The organism is Caulobacter sp. FV1ye6ST, assembly GCF_058681225.1.
The window spans coordinates 2637312-2659538 of the sequence record NZ_CM178733.1; the positions used below are offsets into that span (position 1 = coordinate 2637312).

Annotated in this window: 18 protein-coding genes and 1 pseudogene; 12 read left to right on the forward strand and 7 right to left on the reverse strand. The window is 66.1% G+C overall.

Annotated features, from left to right (window positions below; translation table 11 throughout):
- Positions 1-44: 44 nt before the first annotated feature.
- The 3 genes from ACW175_RS12875 to ACW175_RS12885 form a co-directional block, all read right to left on the reverse strand.
- Complete coding sequence (locus ACW175_RS12875; RefSeq protein ID WP_492104840.1) at positions 45-842, reverse strand: sterol desaturase family protein; 798 nt, start codon at positions 840-842, stop codon at positions 45-47.
- 53 nt (positions 843-895) lie between these two features.
- Positions 896-1318, reverse strand: a complete 423-nt coding sequence (locus ACW175_RS12880; RefSeq protein ID WP_492104841.1) for an EF-hand domain-containing protein — start codon at positions 1316-1318, stop codon at positions 896-898.
- Between the two features lie 82 nt (positions 1319-1400).
- Entirely contained in the window at positions 1401-1814 is a 414-nt protein-coding gene (locus ACW175_RS12885; protein WP_492104842.1) for a hypothetical protein, read from the reverse strand.
- A gap of 348 nt (positions 1815-2162) precedes the next feature.
- On the opposite strand from ACW175_RS12885, the pseudogene ACW175_RS12890 reads away from it, so the two are divergent.
- From ACW175_RS12890 to ACW175_RS12905, 4 genes and pseudogenes are all read left to right on the forward strand, one after another.
- Positions 2163-2261 (forward strand): annotated as a pseudogene (locus tag ACW175_RS12890) (hypothetical protein); the annotation flags it as partial.
- A 129-nt stretch (positions 2262-2390) separates the two neighbouring features.
- A complete protein-coding gene (locus ACW175_RS12895; protein WP_492104843.1) occupies positions 2391-2897 on the forward strand; it encodes an RNA polymerase sigma factor in 507 nt (168 codons plus the stop codon).
- A complete protein-coding gene (locus ACW175_RS12900) occupies positions 2894-3847 on the forward strand; it encodes a FecR family protein (protein ID WP_492104844.1) in 954 nt (317 codons plus the stop codon). Before ACW175_RS12895 ends, ACW175_RS12900 begins: the two co-directional genes overlap by 4 nt.
- Before the next feature lie 87 nt (positions 3848-3934).
- Positions 3935-6922: a TonB-dependent receptor gene (locus ACW175_RS12905; protein WP_492104845.1), complete on the forward strand. Its 2988-nt coding sequence runs from the start codon at positions 3935-3937 to the stop codon at positions 6920-6922.
- A 120-nt stretch (positions 6923-7042) separates the two neighbouring features.
- On the opposite strand, the gene ACW175_RS12910 is transcribed toward ACW175_RS12905, so the two are convergent.
- From ACW175_RS12910 to ACW175_RS12925, 4 genes are all read right to left on the reverse strand, one after another.
- On the reverse strand, positions 7043-7915 hold the full coding sequence (locus ACW175_RS12910) for a glycerophosphodiester phosphodiesterase family protein (RefSeq protein WP_492104846.1): 873 nt from the start codon (positions 7913-7915) through the stop codon (positions 7043-7045).
- Positions 7916-8000: 85 nt separating this feature from the next.
- A complete protein-coding gene (locus tag ACW175_RS12915; RefSeq protein ID WP_492104847.1) occupies positions 8001-10724 on the reverse strand; it encodes a TonB-dependent receptor in 2724 nt (907 codons plus the stop codon).
- Between the two features lie 68 nt (positions 10725-10792).
- Positions 10793-11584, reverse strand: coding sequence for a glycerophosphodiester phosphodiesterase family protein (locus tag ACW175_RS12920; RefSeq protein ID WP_492104848.1), 792 nt, complete (start codon positions 11582-11584; stop codon positions 10793-10795).
- Between the two features lie 1030 nt (positions 11585-12614).
- Positions 12615-13616: a LysR substrate-binding domain-containing protein gene (locus tag ACW175_RS12925; RefSeq protein ID WP_492104849.1), complete on the reverse strand. Its 1002-nt coding sequence runs from the start codon at positions 13614-13616 to the stop codon at positions 12615-12617.
- On the opposite strand from ACW175_RS12925, the gene ACW175_RS12930 reads away from it, so the two are divergent.
- From ACW175_RS12930 to tal, 8 genes are all read left to right on the forward strand, one after another.
- The gene (locus ACW175_RS12930; RefSeq protein WP_492104850.1) at positions 13606-14595 is read left to right on the forward strand and encodes a YeiH family protein; all 990 of its coding nucleotides are present in this window, start codon (positions 13606-13608) and stop codon (positions 14593-14595) included. The two genes, ACW175_RS12925 and ACW175_RS12930, sit on opposite strands and share 11 nt — an antisense overlap.
- Before the next feature lie 282 nt (positions 14596-14877).
- Positions 14878-15324, forward strand: coding sequence for a DUF305 domain-containing protein (locus ACW175_RS12935; protein ID WP_492104851.1), 447 nt, complete (start codon positions 14878-14880; stop codon positions 15322-15324).
- A gap of 1 nt (position 15325) precedes the next feature.
- Positions 15326-16774, forward strand: coding sequence for a hypothetical protein (locus tag ACW175_RS12940; RefSeq protein ID WP_492104852.1), 1449 nt, complete (start codon positions 15326-15328; stop codon positions 16772-16774).
- A gap of 21 nt (positions 16775-16795) precedes the next feature.
- Positions 16796-17323 carry an RNA polymerase sigma factor gene (locus ACW175_RS12945; protein ID WP_492104853.1) on the forward strand — a complete coding sequence of 176 codons (528 nt, stop codon included), beginning with the start codon at positions 16796-16798 and terminating at the stop codon, positions 17321-17323.
- Positions 17320-18096, forward strand: coding sequence for an anti-sigma factor family protein (locus ACW175_RS12950; RefSeq protein WP_492104854.1), 777 nt, complete (start codon positions 17320-17322; stop codon positions 18094-18096). The genes ACW175_RS12945 and ACW175_RS12950 overlap by 4 nt, the downstream gene beginning before the upstream one ends.
- Before the next feature lie 508 nt (positions 18097-18604).
- Positions 18605-18748, forward strand: a complete 144-nt coding sequence (locus tag ACW175_RS12955; RefSeq protein ID WP_492104855.1) for a hypothetical protein — start codon at positions 18605-18607, stop codon at positions 18746-18748.
- A gap of 270 nt (positions 18749-19018) precedes the next feature.
- Entirely contained in the window at positions 19019-21106 is a 2088-nt protein-coding gene (gene tkt, locus ACW175_RS12960; RefSeq protein WP_492104856.1) for a transketolase, read from the forward strand.
- Positions 21103-22227, forward strand: a complete 1125-nt coding sequence (tal, locus tag ACW175_RS12965) for a transaldolase (protein ID WP_492104857.1) — start codon at positions 21103-21105, stop codon at positions 22225-22227. The genes tkt and tal overlap by 4 nt, the downstream gene beginning before the upstream one ends.

Sequence of the window (22227 nt, forward strand, 5' to 3'; positions counted from 1 at the left end):
GCTTTCCAGAGGGGCCTAGAACGATCGGAACTTCGATCTCGACGTCAAGCTGGGCGGCCAAAGGCGGCGCTCATCGCGGCTCGAAAGCTTCTTGCCCGGCCAAGATCGCGCAGAAGCCGCCGCCATTCGCCCAGCGCGAGCCGCAGCGGATTTCGCGAAGGTTCAGGATGAACCAGTCCATAGCGAATGGGCGCGTCCGCTCGTTCGGCCGCGAAGGTGCCAAAAAGCCTGTCAAAGACGATCAGGACGCCGCCATAGTTACGGTCCAGGTATTCGAGGTTGCTGGCGTGGTGAACGCGGTGATGCGCGGGCGTGTTGAATATCCATTCCATCGGCCCCAATCGGCCGACCGCCTCGGTGTGTAGAAAGAACTGATAGCGCAGGTTCGCCCCCAGCAGGCCGATCACCAGGCTCGGATGGAATCCGGCCAGCACGAGCGGCAAATAGATCGCCCAGCCACCCGACGGCAGGTTCGTCCATCCCAGCCGGACCGCCGATAGGAAGGTCATCTCGGTGGCGCTGTGATGCACGGCATGGTTGGCCCAAAGCCAGCGCACCTCATGGCTCAAGCGGTGGAACCAGTAATAGGCGAACTCGACCGCCAGAAACCCGACCGCCCAGGTTCGCCAGTCCTCCAGAGGCCATCGTACGGGCGCCATCCGCCAGGCCAAGGCGAAGACACCCGCGAGCGCCGCGGCGCTCAGGCCGCCGAACAGCAGATTGCCGGCGCCAATCCCAAGGCTCGCCGCGGCGCCGATGCGATCATAGCCCTTTCGCGTGATGGCGACGCGCCAGACCGCCTCCGCGACCACCGCCAGGGCCATCGTGATCAGCAAGGCCAAGGGGGCTTGCGTGGCGGGACCGCCAAACGACGCGGCAGGGTGATGGAACATGATCAGCGCGCTTTCAAGGCGGCGAGTTCGGCGCGGTCGACCCTGCCATCGCCATTCGCATCCGCGAGCGTGAACACCGGCGTCGGGGCGTTCACGAATTCGGCTCGGGTCACGCGCCCGTCATGGTTGGCGTCCGCGCCCGCGATCAGTATTCGCAGGTTCGCTTTCATCCTGGTATCGCGCGAGACGAACGGCGGCAGGCTCTCCATGGACAGGTAGCCCAGATGACGACGATCCAGATCGTCGAAGCGCGCGGCGCGGGCCGCGAGAAACTCCGCGAGGCTGACAAAGCCGTCATGGTTCATGTCGGCGCCGGACAACAGCTTGATCGACGCCTCGGGCGCCGCCGGAGCCGCCAGCACCGAGGCGTTTGAGGTTAGTCCGATCAGAACCGCGAGCCCGAAGGCCGACCAGTGCGAGGTCATGATGATCTCCTGCTGCGAAAAGAAAAGCGGAACCACGCGGAGGGGGGGGCGAGCCCCCGCGCGGTTCCTGCCCATCCGCGCTCTATTGCGGGCCGGAGTGGCTGACCGTGCCCGAGACGCTGGAGGTCTGACCATTCACGCCGGTGCGCGAGGCGCTGTAGGAGGCCGTGCCGTCGCCGTTGGCCTGGGCCGACGCGCTACGCTGGATCGACGCGCCGTTGTTGAACGACGTCTGGCTGGAGCTCTGATAGGCGCCATTGCTGTGGGTCGACGCCCGCGAGGTGGTGGCGCCGTAGCCGGCGTTGGTCTGGGTCGAACGGGTCGAAGCCGTTCCGGTCGCGGTGCGCGAGACCGCCGTGGAGCGCGTCGCGCCGTAACCGTTGGAGCCCTGGATCGAGGTGCCGCGGGCCCGGGTTCCAGCTTCGGCCGGAGCGATCGAGGCGGCGGTCAGGGCGATGGCGAGGCCCGCCGAGGCGAGGACAGTGAACTTGGACATTGGGTATCTCCTTGAGGAAAGACGGTCACGCCGTCCGTTCCTGCAATGTGAGTCCCGTCCGTAAGGCCTGCGTCTCAAGGGTGAGACGGATTGTATCAAAGTGTATCAGTCGGCCAGAGCCTTGGTCCGAAGGCCCCTCGCGGACTCGGTCCGCCACCGACACGGCGACTTTACGAAAGGCGCCCTCGATGGGTTGGAGTTCAAGCGAGCTATAGTGATCGAAAACGGCCTGGCGGATCCGAGCGATCGGTCGCTGAAGAAACGCACCGCCGAGTTAAAGGAAGTCCGAGACGGGCTAGGCGGCGTGGATACTTACCGCAGCCATAGGACGATGGCGGCGAGGGTGACGACGGCGGCAAGTTCAAGGCGGGGAACACCCGCGCTAAGAACTTCACCTCCCACAAACTCAAGAAGCGCCTGGAGCAGGCGGCTGAGCACATCGCCGGCTGTCCCGAGCCTCCTCCGACCGGCCCGACCTCCGTGATTCCCATGGCGGCGGACGGGAGCGATTGTCCGCCGTCACGAAGGCGACATGGCGAGGTGCTATCCGCCAAAATTCAGTTGATGGGGCATCGCGTGCATTTCGACGAAGTCGCATATCGTCGCTACCGCGAGAATGTCTACCGCTTGGCTTACCGCCACCTGCGAGACCATTCCGCGAGTGAGGACGTAGTTCAGGATAGTTTCCTGCGACTCGCCGGCTACAGCGCCCATCCCATCCTCAACATGGGCGGGATGCTCCGAAAGATCGCTCGAAACCTGATCGTCGACAGCGCCCGGTTCCGGGCCCGGCGGGCCGAGGAAGCCCTCCCCGCCGCTGAGGACATCTCGACCGACGAACCGTCGGCGGAAACCACCCTGCTGCACAAGGAGCGCATGGAACGGGTTTCACAAATCCTCGAACAGATGCCGCCCCTGCGTCGCGAAGTCTTCATAATGCGTCGGTTGCGCGGCATGTCCGCCAAAGCGGTCGCCGAGGCGCTGTCGATCAGCCCCGCCGCGGTCGATGCGCACGTCGCCCGCGCCGTGCTGGCGCTACACAAGGGCGCGCCCCCGGTTGACGGGGCCAAGGGCTCGGAATGAACGATCCGTCGATAGACCAGGACGAAGAGGACGCGGCGCTGTGGGTCGCCCGCCAACTTGGCGGGCCGGTCGACGTCACCGCCTTTTCGGAATGGCTGGACGCCGCGCCCGGTCGCAAGGAAAAGTTCGACGCCTTGTGGGCCACCTGCGCCGACGAGGTGGTGACCCACGCCCTGCGCCTGCAGGATCGCCCCGCACGGCTACCCGCCGTCCCTCGCCGCTCGATCCAGACGGTGGCGACGTTCGCCGCCCTGGCGGCCGCGCTCGTCGTCGGCGTCATCCTGGCCTGGCCCCTGGCCCGCTTCGCCCTCGGCCCAGCGCGGACCTACGAGACCGCCGCAGGTCAGGTCCGCGATGTGGCCCTGGCTGATGGTTCGACCGTGGCCCTGAACGGCGCGAGCCGCATCCGCGTGAAGATCGGCGGCGCGCGGCGAGAGGTGACACTCGAGCGCGGCGAGGCCTTGTTCGACGTCCGGCACGACAAAACTCGTCCCTTCGTGGTCGCGGCGGGCGGCGGACGGGTGACGGTTCTGGGCACGCGCTTCGATGTCGCGCTAAATCGGGAAAGAGTGGACCTGGAGGTCGAGCGTGGACTGGTCCGGTTCGACACGGCCCTGGACCGATCGACCAGCGTCCTAGTCCCGGCCTCGCATCAAACATCGCTGACCCACGGCGCCATCGCTCCGCCAGCTCCACTCCATCTCGACACGGCCGCCTCCTGGCGCACTGGCTGGCTGGAAGCCTCCGACATGCCGCTGGCCGAGATCCTGCCACGACTGGAGCGCTGGTCCAGCAAACCGATCTTCGTCCGTGACCAGGCGCTGCTGCAAAAGCGCGTCGCCGGCCGCTTCCAGCTCTCCGACCCAAAGGCCGTGCTCGACAGCCTCGGCGCGCTTGGCGGCTTCGACGTGCGGGAGACTGGCCAGGCCTATGTGATCAACACGCGATAGCCAGCTTCCCGTGCGCTCACCCATCGATCATGCGCGGATCTGGGCGCGGACGACAGGCCGGACGGCGCGCGGTGTGGAGGAGCGTCGATGAAGGCGCTCGGCGGAACGGCCTGCGCCCTGGGGCTCGCAATCGCAGCGCCGGCCCACGGACGGTCGGCTGTGTTCTCGATTCCGCCCGGCCCCCTGCCCTCCGCGATCACCGCCTTCTCGCAGGCGTCCAACATTCAGGTCTTCGCCGACCCGACCGTTCTGCGCGGGCGGCGCACCCAAGGGGTGCAAGGCCGGATGACGGTCGATAAGGGGCTCATGGCCCTGTTGCGCGGCACGGGCTTGGTGAGCAAGCCGCGTGGCGAGGCCTACCTGATCGTCGCCGACGACGAGCGCGACCATGGCCGCCCGGCCCCTTCGCTCCGCCGAGGCTTGGTTGAACGCCCGTCAGTCGGCCTTGACGAGCAGCCGGCGGCGCTGTCGCCGCTGATCGTCATCGGACAGCGCATAGCCGACCAGCGGGCGCTGGCCGAGAAGAACCGCCAGAGTAACATCGTCGACGTCGCCTCGAGCGACGAGGTGCGGCGGCTGCCAGACATCACCATCGTCGATGCGATGCGCCGGATCCCGGGTGTCTCGGTGGTCCCCATCGCCGACAACGAGCACCCCCGTGACATTCCCGTCGCACCGGTGGTCCGGGGTCTGACCCAGGCCTATAACAATGTCACGATCAACGGCCTGGCGATCGCCTCCACCGGCATTCCTGACGCCGCCTCCAACAGCGCCACACGCGGCGTTCGGCTGGATATATTGCCGGCTTCGCTGGTCAGCCAGTTGGTGGTGGTCAAGACCTTCACGCCGGACCTCGATGCAAACGCGATCGGCGGCGCGATCGATCTACAGACGCGCAGCGCCTTCGACGACCATGGACGACGGGTCCTGTCGATCGAGGCGGGTCTGGCCACGACGGATCACCACCGAGCCGTGCGCCCACAGTCGCCCGTGGGCGGACACGCCTCCCTGACCGCCAGCGGCGTCTTTGGGTCGGAGCGCCGCCTGGGCCTGGTGATTTCGGCCGACGACCAGCACCTGGAAAACAATAGCGACGTCCATGGCACCAGCGACCAAGGCTTCGTCGCCTTCTATGACGACACCGGCCGCCGACAGGACGACGACCAACTGGGCAACGGCGTTCCAGTGCCGCAGGAGGACCGATACTGGTCCAACGGCAGCGACCGCCGCCGGCGCAGCGTCACGGCCAGGGCCGAGCTTGATCTCGACGACCTTCGTCTGTCGTTGCTCGCGGGCGGTTACCGCTATGTCGACGGCTTCACGCGCAATGAGGTGCTGATCGATCCCGTCGACGGCGACGTGCACGATCAGACCGCGACGTCCGGCCGCTTCGACGCAGGCGCGATCGAGGTCGGCTACCGCAGCGGCGTCACCCGCAACGAGACCCGCATCCTGCAAGGCGTCGCCGACTGGCGGAGAGGTCCTGACGACCTGATCCGGATTCGCGCGGGGCTTTCGCACGCCGCGATGCTCGAACGCTATGACATGGTGAAGTTCATCGCCGGCATGAACACGGCCGGCTCGGTCGTCGGCGACAGCCGCCTAGCCTTCTCCTACGACAGCGCCAGCCTGCACCACAGCTTCAATCCGAACGCCGAGGCCTACCGCGACCTGACGCTCTATTCGGCGAACTACTGGAGGCACCGACAACGCAAGGCAGGGTCGCGGATCGCAGTGTTGCACGGCGATTGGCGTCACCGAATGGAGGCCGGCGACGAAGGTCTCGGCTTCGCCGCCGGCCTGGCGTGGAAGCGCTCGACCTTCTCCTACGCCTATCGCAACGAGCAGTATCGCACCTCCGACCGGGGCCTTGTGCTGGCCGACGCCGGGTTCGTCAGCAACGCCCCTCTGACCTTCAACCAGGGCGGCCTGCCGTTCCTGGTGATCGATCCCGACCGCGCCTGGCGGATGTTCTCGGCCAACCAGGCCAGCATTACCCGGACGAACACCGAAGACTCCAACAAAATGGACAACTTCGCCTATCGCGAGGGGACGTGGAGCGGCTACGGCCTGATGCGCTATGCGCGCGGGAACGTCGAACTGCTGGGCGGGGGGCGGTTCGAGGGCAGCGCGGTCAAGACCCACGGCCACATGAAGGTCGATGACACCTGGTCGCCGACTTCGAACTCGGCACGCTATGCCCAGCTGCTACCGTCGGTGCTGGTCAACTATCGGCCCTCCCCCTCGCTGCGCGTGCGCGCCGGCTACAGCCGCACGATCGGGCGTCCTGGCTACGAGGCCTACGCCCCACGCTCCGCCATCAACTTTCAAAATGACGCCACGGTCGGCGACCCCGAATCGCCCGGGATTTCGGTCCGTCTCGGCAATCCGGACATCCGGCCGCGCCGGTCGGACAATTTCGACGTCAGTCTTGAATGGAGCCTGCCGGGTCGCCTGAACGGCGCGATCTCCGCAGCCCTCTTCCACAAGGCGATCCGTGACGAGATCTTCGACGCCACCACGGTCGGCTATGCTGTGGACGGTGTCTTCTACAACCATGCGACCGTGACCCGCCCCGCCAATGCGACCTCCGCCCACATCTCGGGTCTCGAGGCTAGCGCCCAGATCGACTCTCTGGCGGCGGTCTCGCCGACGCTGCGCCATCTAGGGATCAACGCCAACTGGAGTCTGCTGTCGGGAGAGATGACGGTGGCCCAGTCGACGGGGGAACTGAGGACGGTCGATCGCCTGGTCGGGCAGCCCAGCGACATTCGCAATCTGACGCTCTTCTATGATCGCGGCGGGTTCGAACTGCGGGGCGGCGTCAGCTGGACTAATCGAGCCCTGCGCGGCTTGACGCCCGACAAGGCGTGGCAGGATCTCTACTGGGCGCCGCGCCGGCAGTTCGACCTGCAGGCCCGCTATCATTTCGGGCCGGGCCTCAGCCTCATCGTCGACGCCGCCAATATCACCGGCGAGCGCCTGGCCAGCGTGACGGGACCGGGGCGCGCGTGGCTGAAGGACAGCTATTCAGTGCCGCGCACCTACCAAGTCAGCCTGAACCTGAGCCTCTAGAAGTGTATCAAGATCGAGCCTGTTTATCCGGTTTAGATGGTAAACCAGTCAGGCTCTAGACGCCCGGCGAAAAGGGACATGGAGCGATTTCGCGCTCCATGTCAGGTCGGGGAGAAGAGCTTAGCGTGCGGTCAGGCCGCACCGATCGAGCGAAGCGCGCAACAGGGCGGGACGGTCGGTCTGGATCACGGAGACGTCCTGCCCGCGCAGGCGCTTCAGGCCATCGCAGGCGGGCGGACCGCCGGTCACGAGCGCCGCATCCGCCTCGCCCAGGGCGTTGGCCCAGATTCGGGCGGGGACCGCCTTGATCGCATGGCGCATGGCCGGAGTCAGCGACTTGGGATCACCGTGCACGATGCGAACCGGCGGCAGGCCCGCCGTGACGGCCTCGAGCGAGGCGCCCTCGCGCAGGCGGGGCATGACCTGGAGCGCCGGGGCGAGTCGGCGCGCCCCCAGCAGGACGTCGGCGTCGCTGTCGAACAGCTGGACCTGGTCGAGCATGCCCAGGCTTTCGACGACCGCCACCACCGGGGCGAAGCGCCCGGTCTTCATGTCGAGATCAACGAGGATCCGCCCGCAGCTGCGGGTCAGCACCTCAAGCAGCGTCGGCGGCGGAGTATCGCCACCCTTCAGGCGAAGGCGACGCAGTTCGCCATAGGTCATGGTCTCGCCGACGCCGGCGCCGTCGGTTGTCCGGTTGACCGTGCCGTCGTGCATTATGAAGGGGATGCCGTCGCTGGAGACGCGCACGTCGATCTCCAGGAAATCGGCCCCAGCGGCGATCGCCTCATCGACCGCGGCCAGAGAGTTTTCGGGCGCGCTCAGGTGACCGCCCCGATGGGAGGCGATCATGATCGCCCCCTTCGGATCGGCCCAGGCGTCGCGCAGGGCCGCGATGCGCGGGGTGTCGCCGCAGAACGGCGCCGCGGCGGCGGGCAAAGCGGCGGCGGCCAAAGCCACGGCCACGGAGAGTTTGGCAAGTTTGCTGATCATGGGATCGGTCTCCACCTTCGTCGGAAATGATCGCGCGGCGTGGCGAACCTGGATGCCCTGGCCCGCCGGCGCCGCGCCCGCGCTGTTAGAACCTGGCGTTGATGCTTAGCCAGAAGACCCGGGGCTTCTGGCTGCGTTCGCCGACCAGCGTCCCCGTCGGCATCTCACGCGAATACTCGATGTCCGACTGGGTCAGGTTCTGCCCCTCGGCGATGAGGGTCACATTGTCCCGCACCTTCCAGCGGGCCTGGGCTGACAACTCGCCACGATGCTTGCTGTGGATATCGAAGATCGCGGCGTTCTCGTTGATCGACTTCAGGTAGTCGCCGACATAGCTGTAGGCCACCGAGGCGCCGAAGACGGACGTCTCATACGACACCGTGGCGTTGGCCAGGAACTTCGGCTGACCTTCCAGGCCGTCCACCGAACGGAGGGACTTGTCGGCTTGGACGACCACCTGATGCCCGTCGATGAAGGTGGCGTTGGCCGAAGCCACGAAATTGCTCAGCGGACCCGTCAGGATGTTGTGGAAGTCCTGGCGCGCCGACAGTTCGACGCCCTTGAGCCCGGCGCTTTGCGAGTTCATCGGCGTGGTTATGTTAGCCGTATAGCGCCCGCCGTTGTACTCGTAGTTATCGACCTTGACGTTCTGGGCGAAGATCAGGTTCTTGATGTCCTTCTTGAACATCGCCACCGAAAGCATACTGCCGCGCGCCATGTACCACTCGAACGAGACATCGAAATTGTTCGAGGTACGCGGCTTGAGGTCGGGATTGCCGCGCGTGATACTGATCGTGTTCTCCTCGCTGTCGCCCGGAAGGCTGATGCTCTCGCTAATGGCGTAGTAAGAGAAGTTCGGGCGACCGATCGTCTTGCTGTAGCCCGCGCGCATCAGCACGCCGCGACCCAGGTCATAGGTGGCGATCACCGAAGGCAGCAGATAGTCGTACTTGGCCTTGCGGTGGGTCTTCACGTACTGGGCCGCCTTGTTCGGCGTCGCCGTGCGGTTCGCGTCGAACGCCCACAGGTCGATATTGTTGACCGTCGAATCGTAGCGAAGGCCGGCGCGCACGTTGAAGGCATTGGTGCGGTAGGCGGCTTCGGCGAAACCGGCCGAGACCTTCTCGTTCAACTGGTAGTCGTCGGAGATGGCGTTGGCGCTGTCATCGCCGCTGGCGGGCATGCCCTGCGCCGCCCACGCCGTGCGATACGCCTCATCGTCGATGAACATGAAGTCGACGTTCGGATCGGTGGTGTGTAGGCGGGTCGGGCGCACGAAGTTGGCCATGGTGACCGTGCCGCCCAGCAGCTTGCCGCTCAACTGGCCCGCGTCGAACGCCTGGTCTGTGTCCTGCAAACTGACCCCGAGGTTGAAGCCGAAGCCCCGCGCGTCGCGATCGAAGTTGTAGTCAAAGTTGGCGCTGGCGAAGCTCAGGTCTTGTTTGGCGGCCTGGGTGATGTGCTGGATATAGCTCTGCACATAGTTCGCCGCGTCGTTCACATAGGTCGGATTGGCGAACTTGAGTACCGGATAGCCGCCGCTAAGGTCATAGGAAAAGGCTGAGTTCACGGTGTTGCTGGCGATGTTGAACTTCGAGCGGTCGCGGATCGTGTCCAGCCGGGCTTCGGAATGGGTGCCGCGCAGGTGCATGGCCAGGCTGTCGTTTAGCTGCTGGTCCAGGAGACCCGACACGACGAATGTCCGACGCTTTTGCGGCTGGTGCGAATAGCCCAGCGCGGTCTTGCCCTTGGCCCAGACGCCCGAGGTGGCCGTCTGATTGGCCGGCGCCGCGCCGCTGTCAGCCGTGGCCAGGTACTCGTTCCGAACCTCGTCCTCCTTCTGGAAGAAATAGCCGGTATAGATCGAGGCGTGAATGCTGGACTGAGGGTCGTACTCCAGCTTCACCACGCCGGACGCGCGGGTGACGTTGTCATCGTAGACGAAGATCTGGTTGCGCGAGGCCGCCGAGAAGCCGTTTGAATTGGTGATGTTGTTATAGTCGACCTGCTTGTTCGAGCCGTTCTGGTAAAGCAGGTAGCTGCCTTCGACCGCGCCGGGCTTCTGATCGTAGTTGCTAGAATAGAGGCGCGCATACGACCCCGACACCACGACGCCGAAGTCGCGATTGGCGCCGAACAGGCTGCTGAAGGTCGCGTCGGCGCGGACGTTCTTGCCCTGTTTCACGTCCGCCGCTCCCGAGGTCGATGAGTCGCCGACCGAAGCGCGGGTGGTCAGCGTGCGCTTGCCGCTGTCAAAAGCACTGGTCGTGATCAGGTTCAGCTGACCGCTCAGCGCGTGGGGGTCGAGATTGGCGGTGATCGTCTTCACCGCATCCACCCGGCTGACGAACGACGGCGGCAGCAGCTCGATGCGAGCGCCGCGGCTGTTCTGCGAGGTGGTGGCCAGCGGCAGATCATCGATGGTGACTAGGTTGAAACTCGAGCTGACGCCGCGGATCATCACGCTCTCGGCTAGGTCGGGCGAACGGTCGTCCGACGTGGCGAAGTCAGGCACCAGGGCCAGGCCCGGAATGCGCTGAGCGACCTGGGCGATGGTCAGGTCCGGGAGCAGGCCGGCCTGGTCCTGAGCGACAGAGTCGGTGATGCCGACCGCCCGGCGCTTGGCCTCGATCGCGGCGGCGTTGGAGGTGCGGTAGCCGGTGACGATCACCGCCGAAACGGCGTCAGCCTCCCCGGCGACGGCGCCTTGTTGCGCGCTCCGAGCCTGGGCAAATGCCGGCGCGCCCATCAGGCCGGCTATCAGCGCCGAGCGAGCGACGGCGTAGGAGTATTTGGCGATAGGTTTCACGACCACGGTCCTTTGGTGGGGAGGTAAGCGAAGGGTTCAGGAAAGAGGGGGCCGCCGAAGCCGACGGCTCAGCGCGAACAGCTGTGGCCGTGGGCGCCGGTCCGGTTCAGGTAGGCAAGCAGGACCAGAGGCTCGTCGGTTTGGATCGCGTCGACGCCCTGAGCGATCATCCGACCCCAGACGAGGTCCGGATGGGTGACCGCGTCGCGGTCATCGAACACCCTGCCCGCCAGGCTGTTGACCCAGTAGCGCGCGCAACGCGTCCGGATGGCCTGGGTGATGGTCGGGGTGAACTCGGCATGCTTGATGTCGATCTCGTAGCTCACGGGCCGCAACGGATCGTAGGCGGCGATTCCAGCGGCGGGATCAGCCGCGATGTTCGGCTCGCGCAGGATCGGCTGGAACCGCACATCACGCGCCCAAGGCGCGGCCCGCTCGATCATGGACACCGACGCCTCAGCCTTGAACAACAACTGGCGGCGGTCGCTGACGGCGTCGATAAGGGCCGGGGTCGAGGCCGGCAGCAGCACCTTTGCGTCGACATTGATCAGGATACGGTTCTTGGCGACCCGCAGGGCCTGCTCGAAGGTGGGAATCCGGCGGCGCGTCACGGCCGCGCTTCCCCCACGCCCCTCGCGCAGGCGAAGTTTCCGCAGCTGGGCCCAGTCGATGTCGGCGACCTTGCCAGCGCCGTTCGTCATGCGATCGACGCTGTCGTCGTGCATTAGAACCAGCTTGCCGTCGCGCGTGGCGCGCACGTCCAGCTCCACCATGTCGACGCCGGCGCGGATGCAGGCGCGGATCGCGTCCAGACTGTTCTCGGATGTCTGTTGCCAGCAGCCTCGATGAGCGATCACCATCACCTGACCGTCGGGAGAGGCAAGACGGCGTTCCAGGAGTTGCTCCCGGGGCGCTTCGGCAAACGGCTCAGCCGCGACGGCTGACGGCGCCGAGATAAGAGCGACGACAACAGAAAACGCAGAAATAGGAATAATTCCGCGCGATACAAATAATTGAAAAGCCTTATTTCGCCTTTTAGCGCTCACCGTCAGCCAATTTCGACACGACTTAAGATTTTGCTGTGTCGATATATTTAATAAATTAATGAATTGTCGCAATTTATTCACAAATCACCCCCAACAATCAACGGAATTTGTTGCTTGTTGAGTGTTAGACGGCAGCCATATCGAAATCTGACAGGCCTTTTCGACTTTTTCCTTCCAAGCTGACCAGAGCCCGCCCCCCCGAGAGGACGCCATGAGGCGAGCGAGGGGGCGAGCCCGCCCGCAAGGGTGGGATAACGGAAGACGCGATCGACGCCCGGAAAGCCAAGTTCAGCGGGATGAGCGTGTCAGAGGCCCAGCGCCTGCGGACGCCGGAGGACGAGAGCGCCAGGCTCAAACGCCTACGCGGCGGACACCATGCTGGAGGGGCGCGCAAGAGCTGTTGTCAAAAATATGAAGGCCCTTCATCCGGCGCGAGGGCGTGGCCCATCTCGAGAGCGCTCTGGAGCTGAGCCAACGGCGGGCCTGCGGCGTGATCCAGGCCGATCGCAAGATCGGCGCGCTACCCAGGCGTACAGTTAGGGGCTTGACGCGCCCGTCACGATTCGAGGTGTCGCGGCGCTCCCTAAAGGCAGCCCTTTCGAAGGTCAGCCAAGAACCGCGATCGCCCTCCGCTGGGCGCCGCCAGGCCCGTCGCCGGCGCGCTGTGGGCCGAAGGCCGGCCCGTGGTCCGAACCCTTTCCGAGCGCCACTGCCATTTGCGCGGCGTCCTTGGCCAACTGCCGGGCGCGCAGGCTCCGCGCCATCACGGGGCCGCGCCGCGCGACGACGTTGGTCAGACATCGACGATCGAGCGTGCGAAGGCGCTGAGCGACACGCCTTGCCCTTAGGTCGAGAGGGACGCCTTGAACGCCGCCACCGCGCGGCTGACCGTCCGCCCGCGGTGACGCAGCATGGTGAAGGCTCGGAGACTGAGCGGCCAGTCCAGCTGTCGGACCGCGCCGGCGCCCACTCTGCACGCGGCCGAGAGCTCCGAGACGGCCGTCACCAGCTGTCCGCCTTCGACGGCTTCCAGAGCGGCTTCATTCGACGGGAGCTCAAGGACGATGCGGAGGTCCTCTGGCGTCACGCCGGACTGACGCAGACCCGCCTCCACATGGTCCCGGGTGCCTGAACCTTGGTCGCGCATGACCCAGGCAGCAGCCTCGAGATCCTTTCGCGTGACCGAGCGGTGCGCGAGCGGGTGGCCCGGCCCGACGAAGAGACCGATTCGATCTCCCCCGACCGGTTCCACCGCGAGGAGGTCGTCTTCGACATCGCCCTCAACGAACGCCAGATCGGCCTCACCGCTCAGGACACGGCCCGCCGCCTGGCGCGTATTGCCGACGAAGAGCTTCAGCTGAATGTGCGGCGTGGCCGTGACGAAACGCGCCATCCTGGCGGGAAGCCAGAAGCTGGCCACGGTCTGGCTCGCGGCGATGTGGATCTCGCCCTTGAGAAGACCGGAGAGTTCATCGAGCACCAAGCGGGCCGAGGCGGCGCGAGCCAGCACCGCGACAGCCTCGGGCATGAACAGGCGCCCAGCCTCTGTCAGCGTCAGGCGCCGACCCATACGATCGAACAGCCGGGTCGCATAACGCGCCTCCAGCGCGGCGATGGCGGCGCTGACGGCCGGCTGGGTCAGATGCAGCCGTTCGGCCGCCCGTGTCATGCTCAGCAGCTCCGCCGCCGCCACGAAGATTCGAAGTTGTTCAAGCGTCATCCCATAAGCATTGCTTATGCTATGATAAAAACCAATCGATTGGATTTGTGATCGGTGTGCGCGCACCGTTCCGTGCATGGAAGCTTTGAACAAACTCAGGTCGGTCGGGCCAGGCTTGGCGCTCACCGTTGTCGTCACCGTTGGCGCGGTACTCCTTCAAGAGGCGGAGACGCGCCTTTTGGGTCGTCCCTGGCTCGAAGCGCTGGTGCTGGCGATCCTGTCGGGCGCGCTGGTGCGGACGGTCTGGACGCCGCCGAGGGCGTTTGATCCTGGAATCCACTTCGCCGCCAAGACGATGCTGGAGCTGGCGATCATCCTGATGGGGGCGACGGTGAGCTTCGGCGCCATGGCCGCCGTGGGCGCGCCCCTGATGTTCTCCATCGTCGGGACCGTTTTCCTGGCGATCGCGGCAAGCTTCTTGATCGGTCGGCTGCTGGGACTGCCGACCAAGATGGCGGTGCTGGTCGCTTGCGGAAACGCGATCTGTGGCAACTCGGCAATCGCCGCCGTGGCGCCGGTGATCGACGCTGACGGCGATGACGTGGCGACGGCGATCGCCTTCACGGCCGTGCTTGGCGTGGGGGTGGTCATCGGCCTTCCGCTGGCGGCGCATCTGCTGGGTCTTTCGTCCATGGCCGGCGGGGTGTTGGCCGGGCTGACGGTTTACGCGGTGCCTCAGGTCCTCGCCGCGGCGGGACCCATGGGTTCGGCCGCCGTGCAGATCGGGACCTTGGTCAAGTTGGTGAGGGTTTTGATGTTGGGGCCGATCGTCACGGGTCTTGCCCTGCTGGGACCCAAATCCGCGGACAGCGTCGCCCTACCGCTCAAACGGATTGATCCGCTACACCTGCTGCCGCCGTTTATCGTCGGATTTCTGGTGTTGGCGAGCCTGAACTCAGCAGGACTGCTGCCCCACGCCTGGATCTCCCCGGCTCAGAAGGCCAGCCTCGGCTTGACCATTGCCGCCATGGCTGCGCTGGGACTTGGCGTCGATCTTCGCAGCGTTCGCGAGGCCGGGCCGCGGGTCATCTTGGTGGTGACCGCCTCGCTCGCCGTCTTGAGTCTAACCGCGCTGGCCATGTTGCACCTGTTGAAGCTCAGCTAGCCCCTACCGCCTTGTGATCTTCACCAAGTGTCTGCTTGGCGGACCCACGCGCGACCTGGCGACTTGCAGGTCTGTGAAGGCGCGGACCCGCCCGATGCGAAACTTGGTCCGCTCCAAGAGAACGACATCCAAGAGGGCGATGAATCCCTCGGGCCGCCGTTTCAACTGAGGATCTCGCGACAGTCGGAGCGAAGATTGATTTCCGACAGAGGGAATAATCGCCGCCGGCCAGCGTCTCACCTTCACCAAGGCGCCGTGCGCGCCGAAGCTGGAGAACGTCCCTTGTCCCCTGCCGTACGCTCTTCGAAGCAAATCTGGGCTCCCGTGCTGATCGCCGCCAGCCTGGGCTGCGCCGCGCCGCTGGCGGCCAGCACCCCGGCCGACGGCTTCAAGGCCGAGAACGACGCAGCCATGAGCAAGATGATGAGCGCCATGGACGTCAAGCCGACCGGCGACGTCGACCGTGACTTCGTCGAGATGATGATCCCCCATCACCAGGGGGGCATCGACATGGCGATCGCCGAGCTGCGCTACGGCAAGAACGAGCAACTGCGTCGGGTGGCCCAGGAGATCATCGTCGAGCAGCAGCAGGAGATCGCCGCCATGCGCCTGGCGCTGGGCGACCCGTTGCCGCCCGCCTACGCCGCGCCGACCGCGCCTGCACCCGCCGCTCCCTCATTGTCGTCGTCCTCGCCTCATCACCACGCCGCTCCGGCCCAGGATCACTGAAATGAAAACCGCCCCCTTCATGCTGTCGCTGGTCGCCGCCAGCGCCCTCTGCGCCGTCGCCTGGGCCGGCCAGGCTCCAGGCAAGGCCAGCGACGCCGACATCCCCATCAGCCACCGCGATCGCGTCTACGCCGCCGAGCAATTCTCCAACACCGTCTCGGTCACCGATCCGGTCGACAACAAGCTCCTGGGCGTGATCCGGTTAGGCGATCCGTCGCCGGGCAATTTCAGTCCGCTCTACAAGGGCCAGGTGCTGGTCCACGGCATGGGCTTCTCGCCCGACCACAAGACCCTGGCCGTGGTCTCGATCGGCTCCAATTCGGTGACCTTCATCGACACCGCCACCAATACGGTCAAGCACACCACCTATGTCGGCCGTTCGCCGCACGAGGCCTTCTTCACGCCCGACGGCAAGGAGGTGTGGGTCACGGTGCGCGGCGAGAACTATCTGGCGGTGCTCGACGGCGCGACGTTCGAGGAGAAGGCCCGGATCATCACCCCGGCTGGACCGGGCATGACCATCTTCTCGCCCGACGGCCAGTACGGCTATGTCTGCTCGTCGTTCAATCCCGAGACCGACGTGATCAGCGTCGCCGACCACAAGATCGTCGCCAAGGTGGTCCAGCCCAGCCCCTTCTGCCCCAATATCGCCGCCTCGCCGGATGGTCAGCAGGTGTGGTTCACGCTGAAGGATGTCGGCAAGACGGTGGCCTTCAACGCTCGGCCGCCGTTCAATATCCTCAAGGTCATCGACACCGGTCCGATCACCAACCACGTCAACTTCATCCGCAGCGCCAAGGGGCAGTTCGCCTATGTGACCATCGGCGGCCTCAATGAGGTGCAGGTGTTCCGCACCGTGGACTTCAGCAAGGTCGCGACCATCCCGGTCGGCAAGCTCCCGCACGGCATCTGGCCGTCGGGAGACGGTACGCGCGTCTATGTCGGGCTCGAGAACGCAGATGAACTCGCGGTGATCGACACCACGACCAACAAGGTCGTCGCCAACGTGCCGATCGGCCAGGCCCCTCAGGCGCTGACCTATGTCCCCAACGCCGTCCCCGAGGGTCCGGGCGTCCAGAACCTGCAGCCGCTGGGCGTGGCTGGACAGGCCGCCCACCTGACCCTGGCGACCGTCGGCGCGGCGGGCTCCACGCCGACCAGCGTCAGCCTGTTCGACCAGGGCCTGATCCAGGTCGTGCAGGCCTCGGCCACGGGCCTTGCCCCCAAGTCTCCTTATGTACTGGCGCTGTCGACCCAGGCCAACGGAGGCGGTACGCTCCAGCCGCTGGCGAACTTCATGACCAATCCGGCCGGCTCGGCGATCGTCAACGCCATCGGCCCGATCCGTCAGCTCGTCCAGGCCAGCCAGCCCGATCAACGGCGCTATCTGGTGATCGCGTCCGGCGGGGCGGCCGGGCCGGGCGCGCCGGTGCAAGTCCAGGTCCCGTAGACCTTCGGGCGGAGCCTCGCCATGGATGACATGATCCGCCTGATAGAACCGTTGATCCCCAGTCTGCGGCGATATGCACGGTCCTTTGTGCGCGATGCATCGGAGGCCGACGATCTGGTTCAGGACTGCCTGGAACGCGCCGTTGACCGCTGGGGCCAACGGCGCAAGACCAGCGACGCGCGCAGCTGGCTGTTCTCGATCCTCCACAACCTCGCGATCAGCCGCTGGCGGCGGGTCCAGCGGCGAGGACCGCACCTGGCGATCGACGGCGTGGCCGAAGCGGCGCTGTCGGCGCCGGCCAGCCAGCTGGACGGCATGCAGCACGCCGACCTGCTGCGCGCCCTGGCCGAGCTCAGCCCCGACGATCGGGCTGTGATCCTGCTGGTCGGCGTCGAGGATCTGACCTACGCCCAGGCCGCCGAGGTGCTGGGCGTACCGATCGGCACGGTCATGTCGCGACTGTCCCGGGCCCGCGAGCGCCTGGCCCAACTCATCGCTGTCGATGCGGCCCACCCCGTCCAGCGCCCACACCTGCGGAGGATCAAATGAGCGCGTCACGCCCGATCAGCGAAGACGACCTGCATGCCTTTGTCGACCAGGCGCTGGACGCCGGGCGCGGGGACGAGGTGCGCGAGTATCTGCGGCTCCATCCGGAGGTGGCGCGCCGGATCGACGGCTATGTCGCCCAGCGCGCGGCCCTGCGCGCGGTTCTGGCGCCGATCGCCGAGGAGCCCATTCCCGCGGAGCTGGGGATAAGCGCCCTGGCCGAGGCCCGGCGCGCCCGACGGAGCGCCTGGCGGCCCGCGATCGCCGCGGCGATGCTGCTGTGCGTGGGCGGCCTTGGGGGCTGGATGGCGCACGGGGTGCTGAGCCCGCCCATGAACGGCGTCGGCGCGCTGGCCCACGAGGCCGCCGACAACTACCGTGTCTATGCGTCCGATCTGCACCGGCCTGTCGAGATGGGATCGGCGCAGAAAGCCGACCTCGTCCGCTGGGTGTCCAACCGCCTTCGCAGTCCGGTCGCGGTCCCCGACCTGCAGTCGGCCGGTTATCGCTTCATCGGCGGGCGCCTGGTGACGACCCCGCACGGGCCGGCGGCCCTGTTCCTCTATGATGACGCCAATGGCGAGCGGCTGGCGGTCATGGTCAGGCCAATGCGGGTGGAGAAGAACACCCGTATGTCGGAACGGACCGATGGCGGCTTGGACGGCGTCTCTTGGGCAAGCGATGGAATCGGCTACAGCCTCGTTGCGCCGACAAGACCCAAATCGCTGCATCCCCTAGCGGACGAGGTGCGCCGGCAAGTCGAAGCCACCGCGTGACCACCAGCGTTGAGGTTTGTGAGCGCCCAACGCTGTTTGGCACTTCGTCGCCGTAGAGCCGTGCGCTCCCCCGGGCCTACTGCCTGAAGAGAGGGGACCGCTGACCGGGTCGCGCCGTCAGCCGCCGTTAGACCCGCTTCACAAACCCGACCCTATGGACTGTCGTTGAGGCGAGCTTAGCCGGGCCACGCAGTCGTTCAACAAGGCGCTTGATGGAAGGACCTGAAGTCCTCCGAGACGCTCGGCCGGTCCCAATGTGGAGGGTTCAAGATCATCGGGACGTTTATTGGCGTAGTGCCTTGAACCCGCTTAGGCGCGCCAGTTGGACCGCCCAAGGTTCCGCACCGAGACCCAGTTCCTTTCCTATGACCAAGCGTGTTTCAGGACCAAAGCGTGATCGATCACAACAAGGCCGCCGAGCGGGAAATCGCCGATCACGGCGTCATCGGCAACCTGTCCACGGTGGCACTTGTGGCAGCCGACGTCGCCATCGGCGAGCAACTGAGCGATGATGGTCTGGTACGCCAGCGAGGACGGACTGACCGGCCGCGAGGGCAGTTTCGCGGCCTGCCCATTCTGGCGCGTCGAGTGTCTGGCGCGCGCCGGCCGTCTCGATCAGGCGCGCGCCAACTTCGAGAATCTGCTGCGCTAAGGCAATCACCTGCACCTCTATGCCGAGGAGTTCGACGCGCGGGCCCAGCTGATCGGCAACTTCCCCCAGGCCTTCACCCATTGGCCCTTGTCAGCGCGGCTTTCTACCTGAACCGGGCGCTCGACGACGACAAAGGCAGCAGTGGCGCGCCTAAGAGTCCGCCATTCGACAGAACGCCGTGGTTCGGCGGAACCGCGTTTTGGAGGCGGGGTTTTCCTAACGGTCGCACGCCCCACTTCGACGGCCGGCGCTGATGCTCAGGAGATCCAGATGAAAGCTCAAACGGTCGATCCGCGGGAGCACGATCTGGACACTCTGGCGATCGTCACCCTTCGAACCCTCGCCATTGACGCGGTCGAGAAGGCCAATTCAGGCCATCCCGGCACGCCCATGGCCATGGCCCCGGTCGGCTACACCCTCTGGAGCCGGTTCCTGCGCTATGATCCCGACAAGCCAGACTGGCCCAATCGCGACCGCTTCGTGCTGTCGGCCGGCCACGCCTCGATGCTGCTCTACGGCTTGCTGCACCTGACCGGCGTCCGCGAGATCGACGCCGAGGGCCGCCCGACCGGCGAGCCCGCCGTCAGCCTCGAGGATATCCGCCAGTTCCGGCAGCTGTCGTCCAAGACCCCTGGCCACCCCGAATATCGCATGACCACCGGGGTCGAGACCACCACCGGCCCGCTAGGCCAAGGCTGCGGCAATTCGGTGGGCATGGCCCTGGCCGAGCGCTGGCTGGCCGCCCACTTCAACCGGGACGACGCCAAGCTGTTCGACCATGACGTCTATGTGCTGTGCGGCGATGGCGACATGATGGAAGGCGTCACGAGCGAGGCCGCCTCCCTGGCCGGGCACTACAAGCTGTCGAATCTGTGCTGGATCTACGACAGCAACACGATCAGCATCGAGGGCCACACGTCCCTCGCCTTCACCGAGGACGTCGCCGCGCGCTTCCGGGCCTATGGCTGGAAGACCCTGCATGTCGACGACGCCAATGACACCGAGGCCCTGGCGCGCTCGATCGAGACCTTCAAGGCCACCGAGAACGCCCCGACACTGATCGTCGTCAACAGCATCATCGGCTACGGCGCGCCGACCAAAGCCAATACCGAGAAGGCGCATGGCGAGCCGCTGGGCGCGGATGAGAGCAAGGCGGCCAAGCGGTCGTATGGCTGGCCCGAGGATGCGCAGTTCCTGGTACCAGACGGAGTCGCCGACCACGCCCGCGCCGCGCTCGCCGACCGCGGGCGCCCGCTACGCCAGGCCTGGGACGCGACCTTCGCCCGCTACCGCGAGCGCTATCCAGACCTGGCCGAGACCTTGGAGCGCCTGCGTTCAGGCAAGCTGCCCGATGGCTGGGACAAGGACATCCCGAGCTTCGCGGCCGACGCCAAGGGCGTCGCCTCGCGCGACGCCGGCGGCAAGGTGCTGAACGCCATCGCCCAGCACGTGCCGGGCCTAGTCGGCGGCGCCGCGGACCTTTCGCCCTCGACCAAGACCAACCTGACGTTCGAAGACGCGGGGCAGCTACAGGCCGACAAGTACGGCGGCCGCAACATGCATTTCGGGGTCCGCGAACACGCCATGGGCGCTATCGCCAATGGAATGGCGCTGTCGTACCTGAGGTCGTTCACCGCCACCTTCCTGGTGTTCAGCGACTACATGCGGCCGCCGATCCGGCTGGCGGCGATTATGGAAATCCCGACAGTCTTCGTGTTCACTCACGATTCCATCGGCGTCGGCGAGGACGGCCCCACCCACCAGCCGATCGAGCACCTGGCCGCCCTGCGCGCCATTCCCGGTCTCAATGTCATCCGACCAGCCGACGCCAACGAGACCGCGCAGGCGTGGCGGATAGCGATGAACCAGTCGAACGAGCCCAGCTGTCTGATCCTCAGCCGTCAGACCCTGCCGACCATCGACCGCACGCGCTATGCGGCGGCCGACGGCCTGGCCAAGGGGGCCTATGTCCTGGCCGAGTCCGACGGGACGCCGCAGGTCATCCTGCTCGCCACCGGCAGCGAGGTCTCCCTGGCTCTTGCCGCCCATGAGACACTCGCCGCGTCGGGTGTCCGCTCACGCGTGGTGTCGATGCCCTCCTGGTCGGTATTCGAAGAGCAGGACGCCGCCTATCGCGAGCAGGTCCTGCCGCGCACTGTCCGGGCCCGCCTGGCCATCGAGCAGGCCGGGCCGATCGGCTGGGATCGCTATGTCGGTTTCGATGGCGAGACCATCACCATGAGCACCTTCGGCGCCTCGGCCCCGCTAGCCAAGCTGCAGGACAAGTACGGCTTCACCCGGGACAACGTAGTTGCGCGGGCCAAGGCGCTGATCGCCAGGCTGGGAGAAACGTCATGAGCAGCCGTCTGAAAAGCCTGGCCGCCGTCGGCCAGGGCGTTTGGCTGGATTTCGTCGACCGAAAGTTCCTGGCCGATGGCGGCCTGGACAAGCTGATCGCCGAGGACGGCCTGACCGGCGTCACCTCCAACCCATCGATCTTCGAGAAGGCCATCGGCCACGGCGACGCTTATGACGAAGTGCTGAAGGCCTTCGTGAAGGCCCATCCCGACGCTGATGCGACCGGAGTCTATGAGAGCCTGGCCATCGCCGACATCCAGGCGGCGGCCGACGCCCTGCTGCCCACCTATGATCGCCTGGACGGCAAGGACGGCTATGTCAGCCTTGAGGTCTCGCCCTACCTGGCCAACGACACCGACGGCACGATCGCCGAGGCGCGCCGGCTATGGAAGGCGGTCGACCGGCGCAACCTGATGATCAAGGTCCCCGGCACGGACGCGGGCGTCCCTGCCATCCGCGCGCTGGTCGAGAATGGGCTGAACATCAACATCACCCTGCTATTCGCGCTGGACGCCTACCAGGCCGTGGCCGAGGCCTATCTGGCCGGGTTAGAGGCCCGCCTCGCCAAGGGCGAGCCCATCGACCGTATCGCCAGCGTCGCCAGCTTCTTCGTCAGCCGCATCGACACCCAAATGGACAAGAAGATCGAGGCGCTGGACGCGGCCGACGCCAAGCCGCTGGCGGGCAAGATCGCCATCGCCAACGCCAAGCTAGCCTATGCCTCGTACCAGAACCTGATCACCAGCCCGCGCTGGACGGCGCTGGCCGCCAAGGGCGCCATGCCCCAGCGGCTGCTGTGGGCCTCGACCGGGGTCAAGAACCCCGACTATCGCGACGTGCTCTATATCGAGACCCTAATCGGCCCGGATACCGTCAACACCGTCCCGCCCAAGACCCTGGACGCCTTCCGCGACCATGGCGAGGTCGCCCCGACCCTGACGGAGAGGGCCGCCGAGGCCAAAGCCGTCTTGGAGAAGGCGGGCGCCCTGGGCCTGGACTTGCCCGGCGTCACGACGGCGCTGGTCGCCGACGGCGTCAAGCAGTTCTCCGAGGCCGCCGACGCCCTGCTGGCGGCTGTGGAAGAAAAGCGCCGCGCCTTCGTCCAAGACACCGCGGAATAA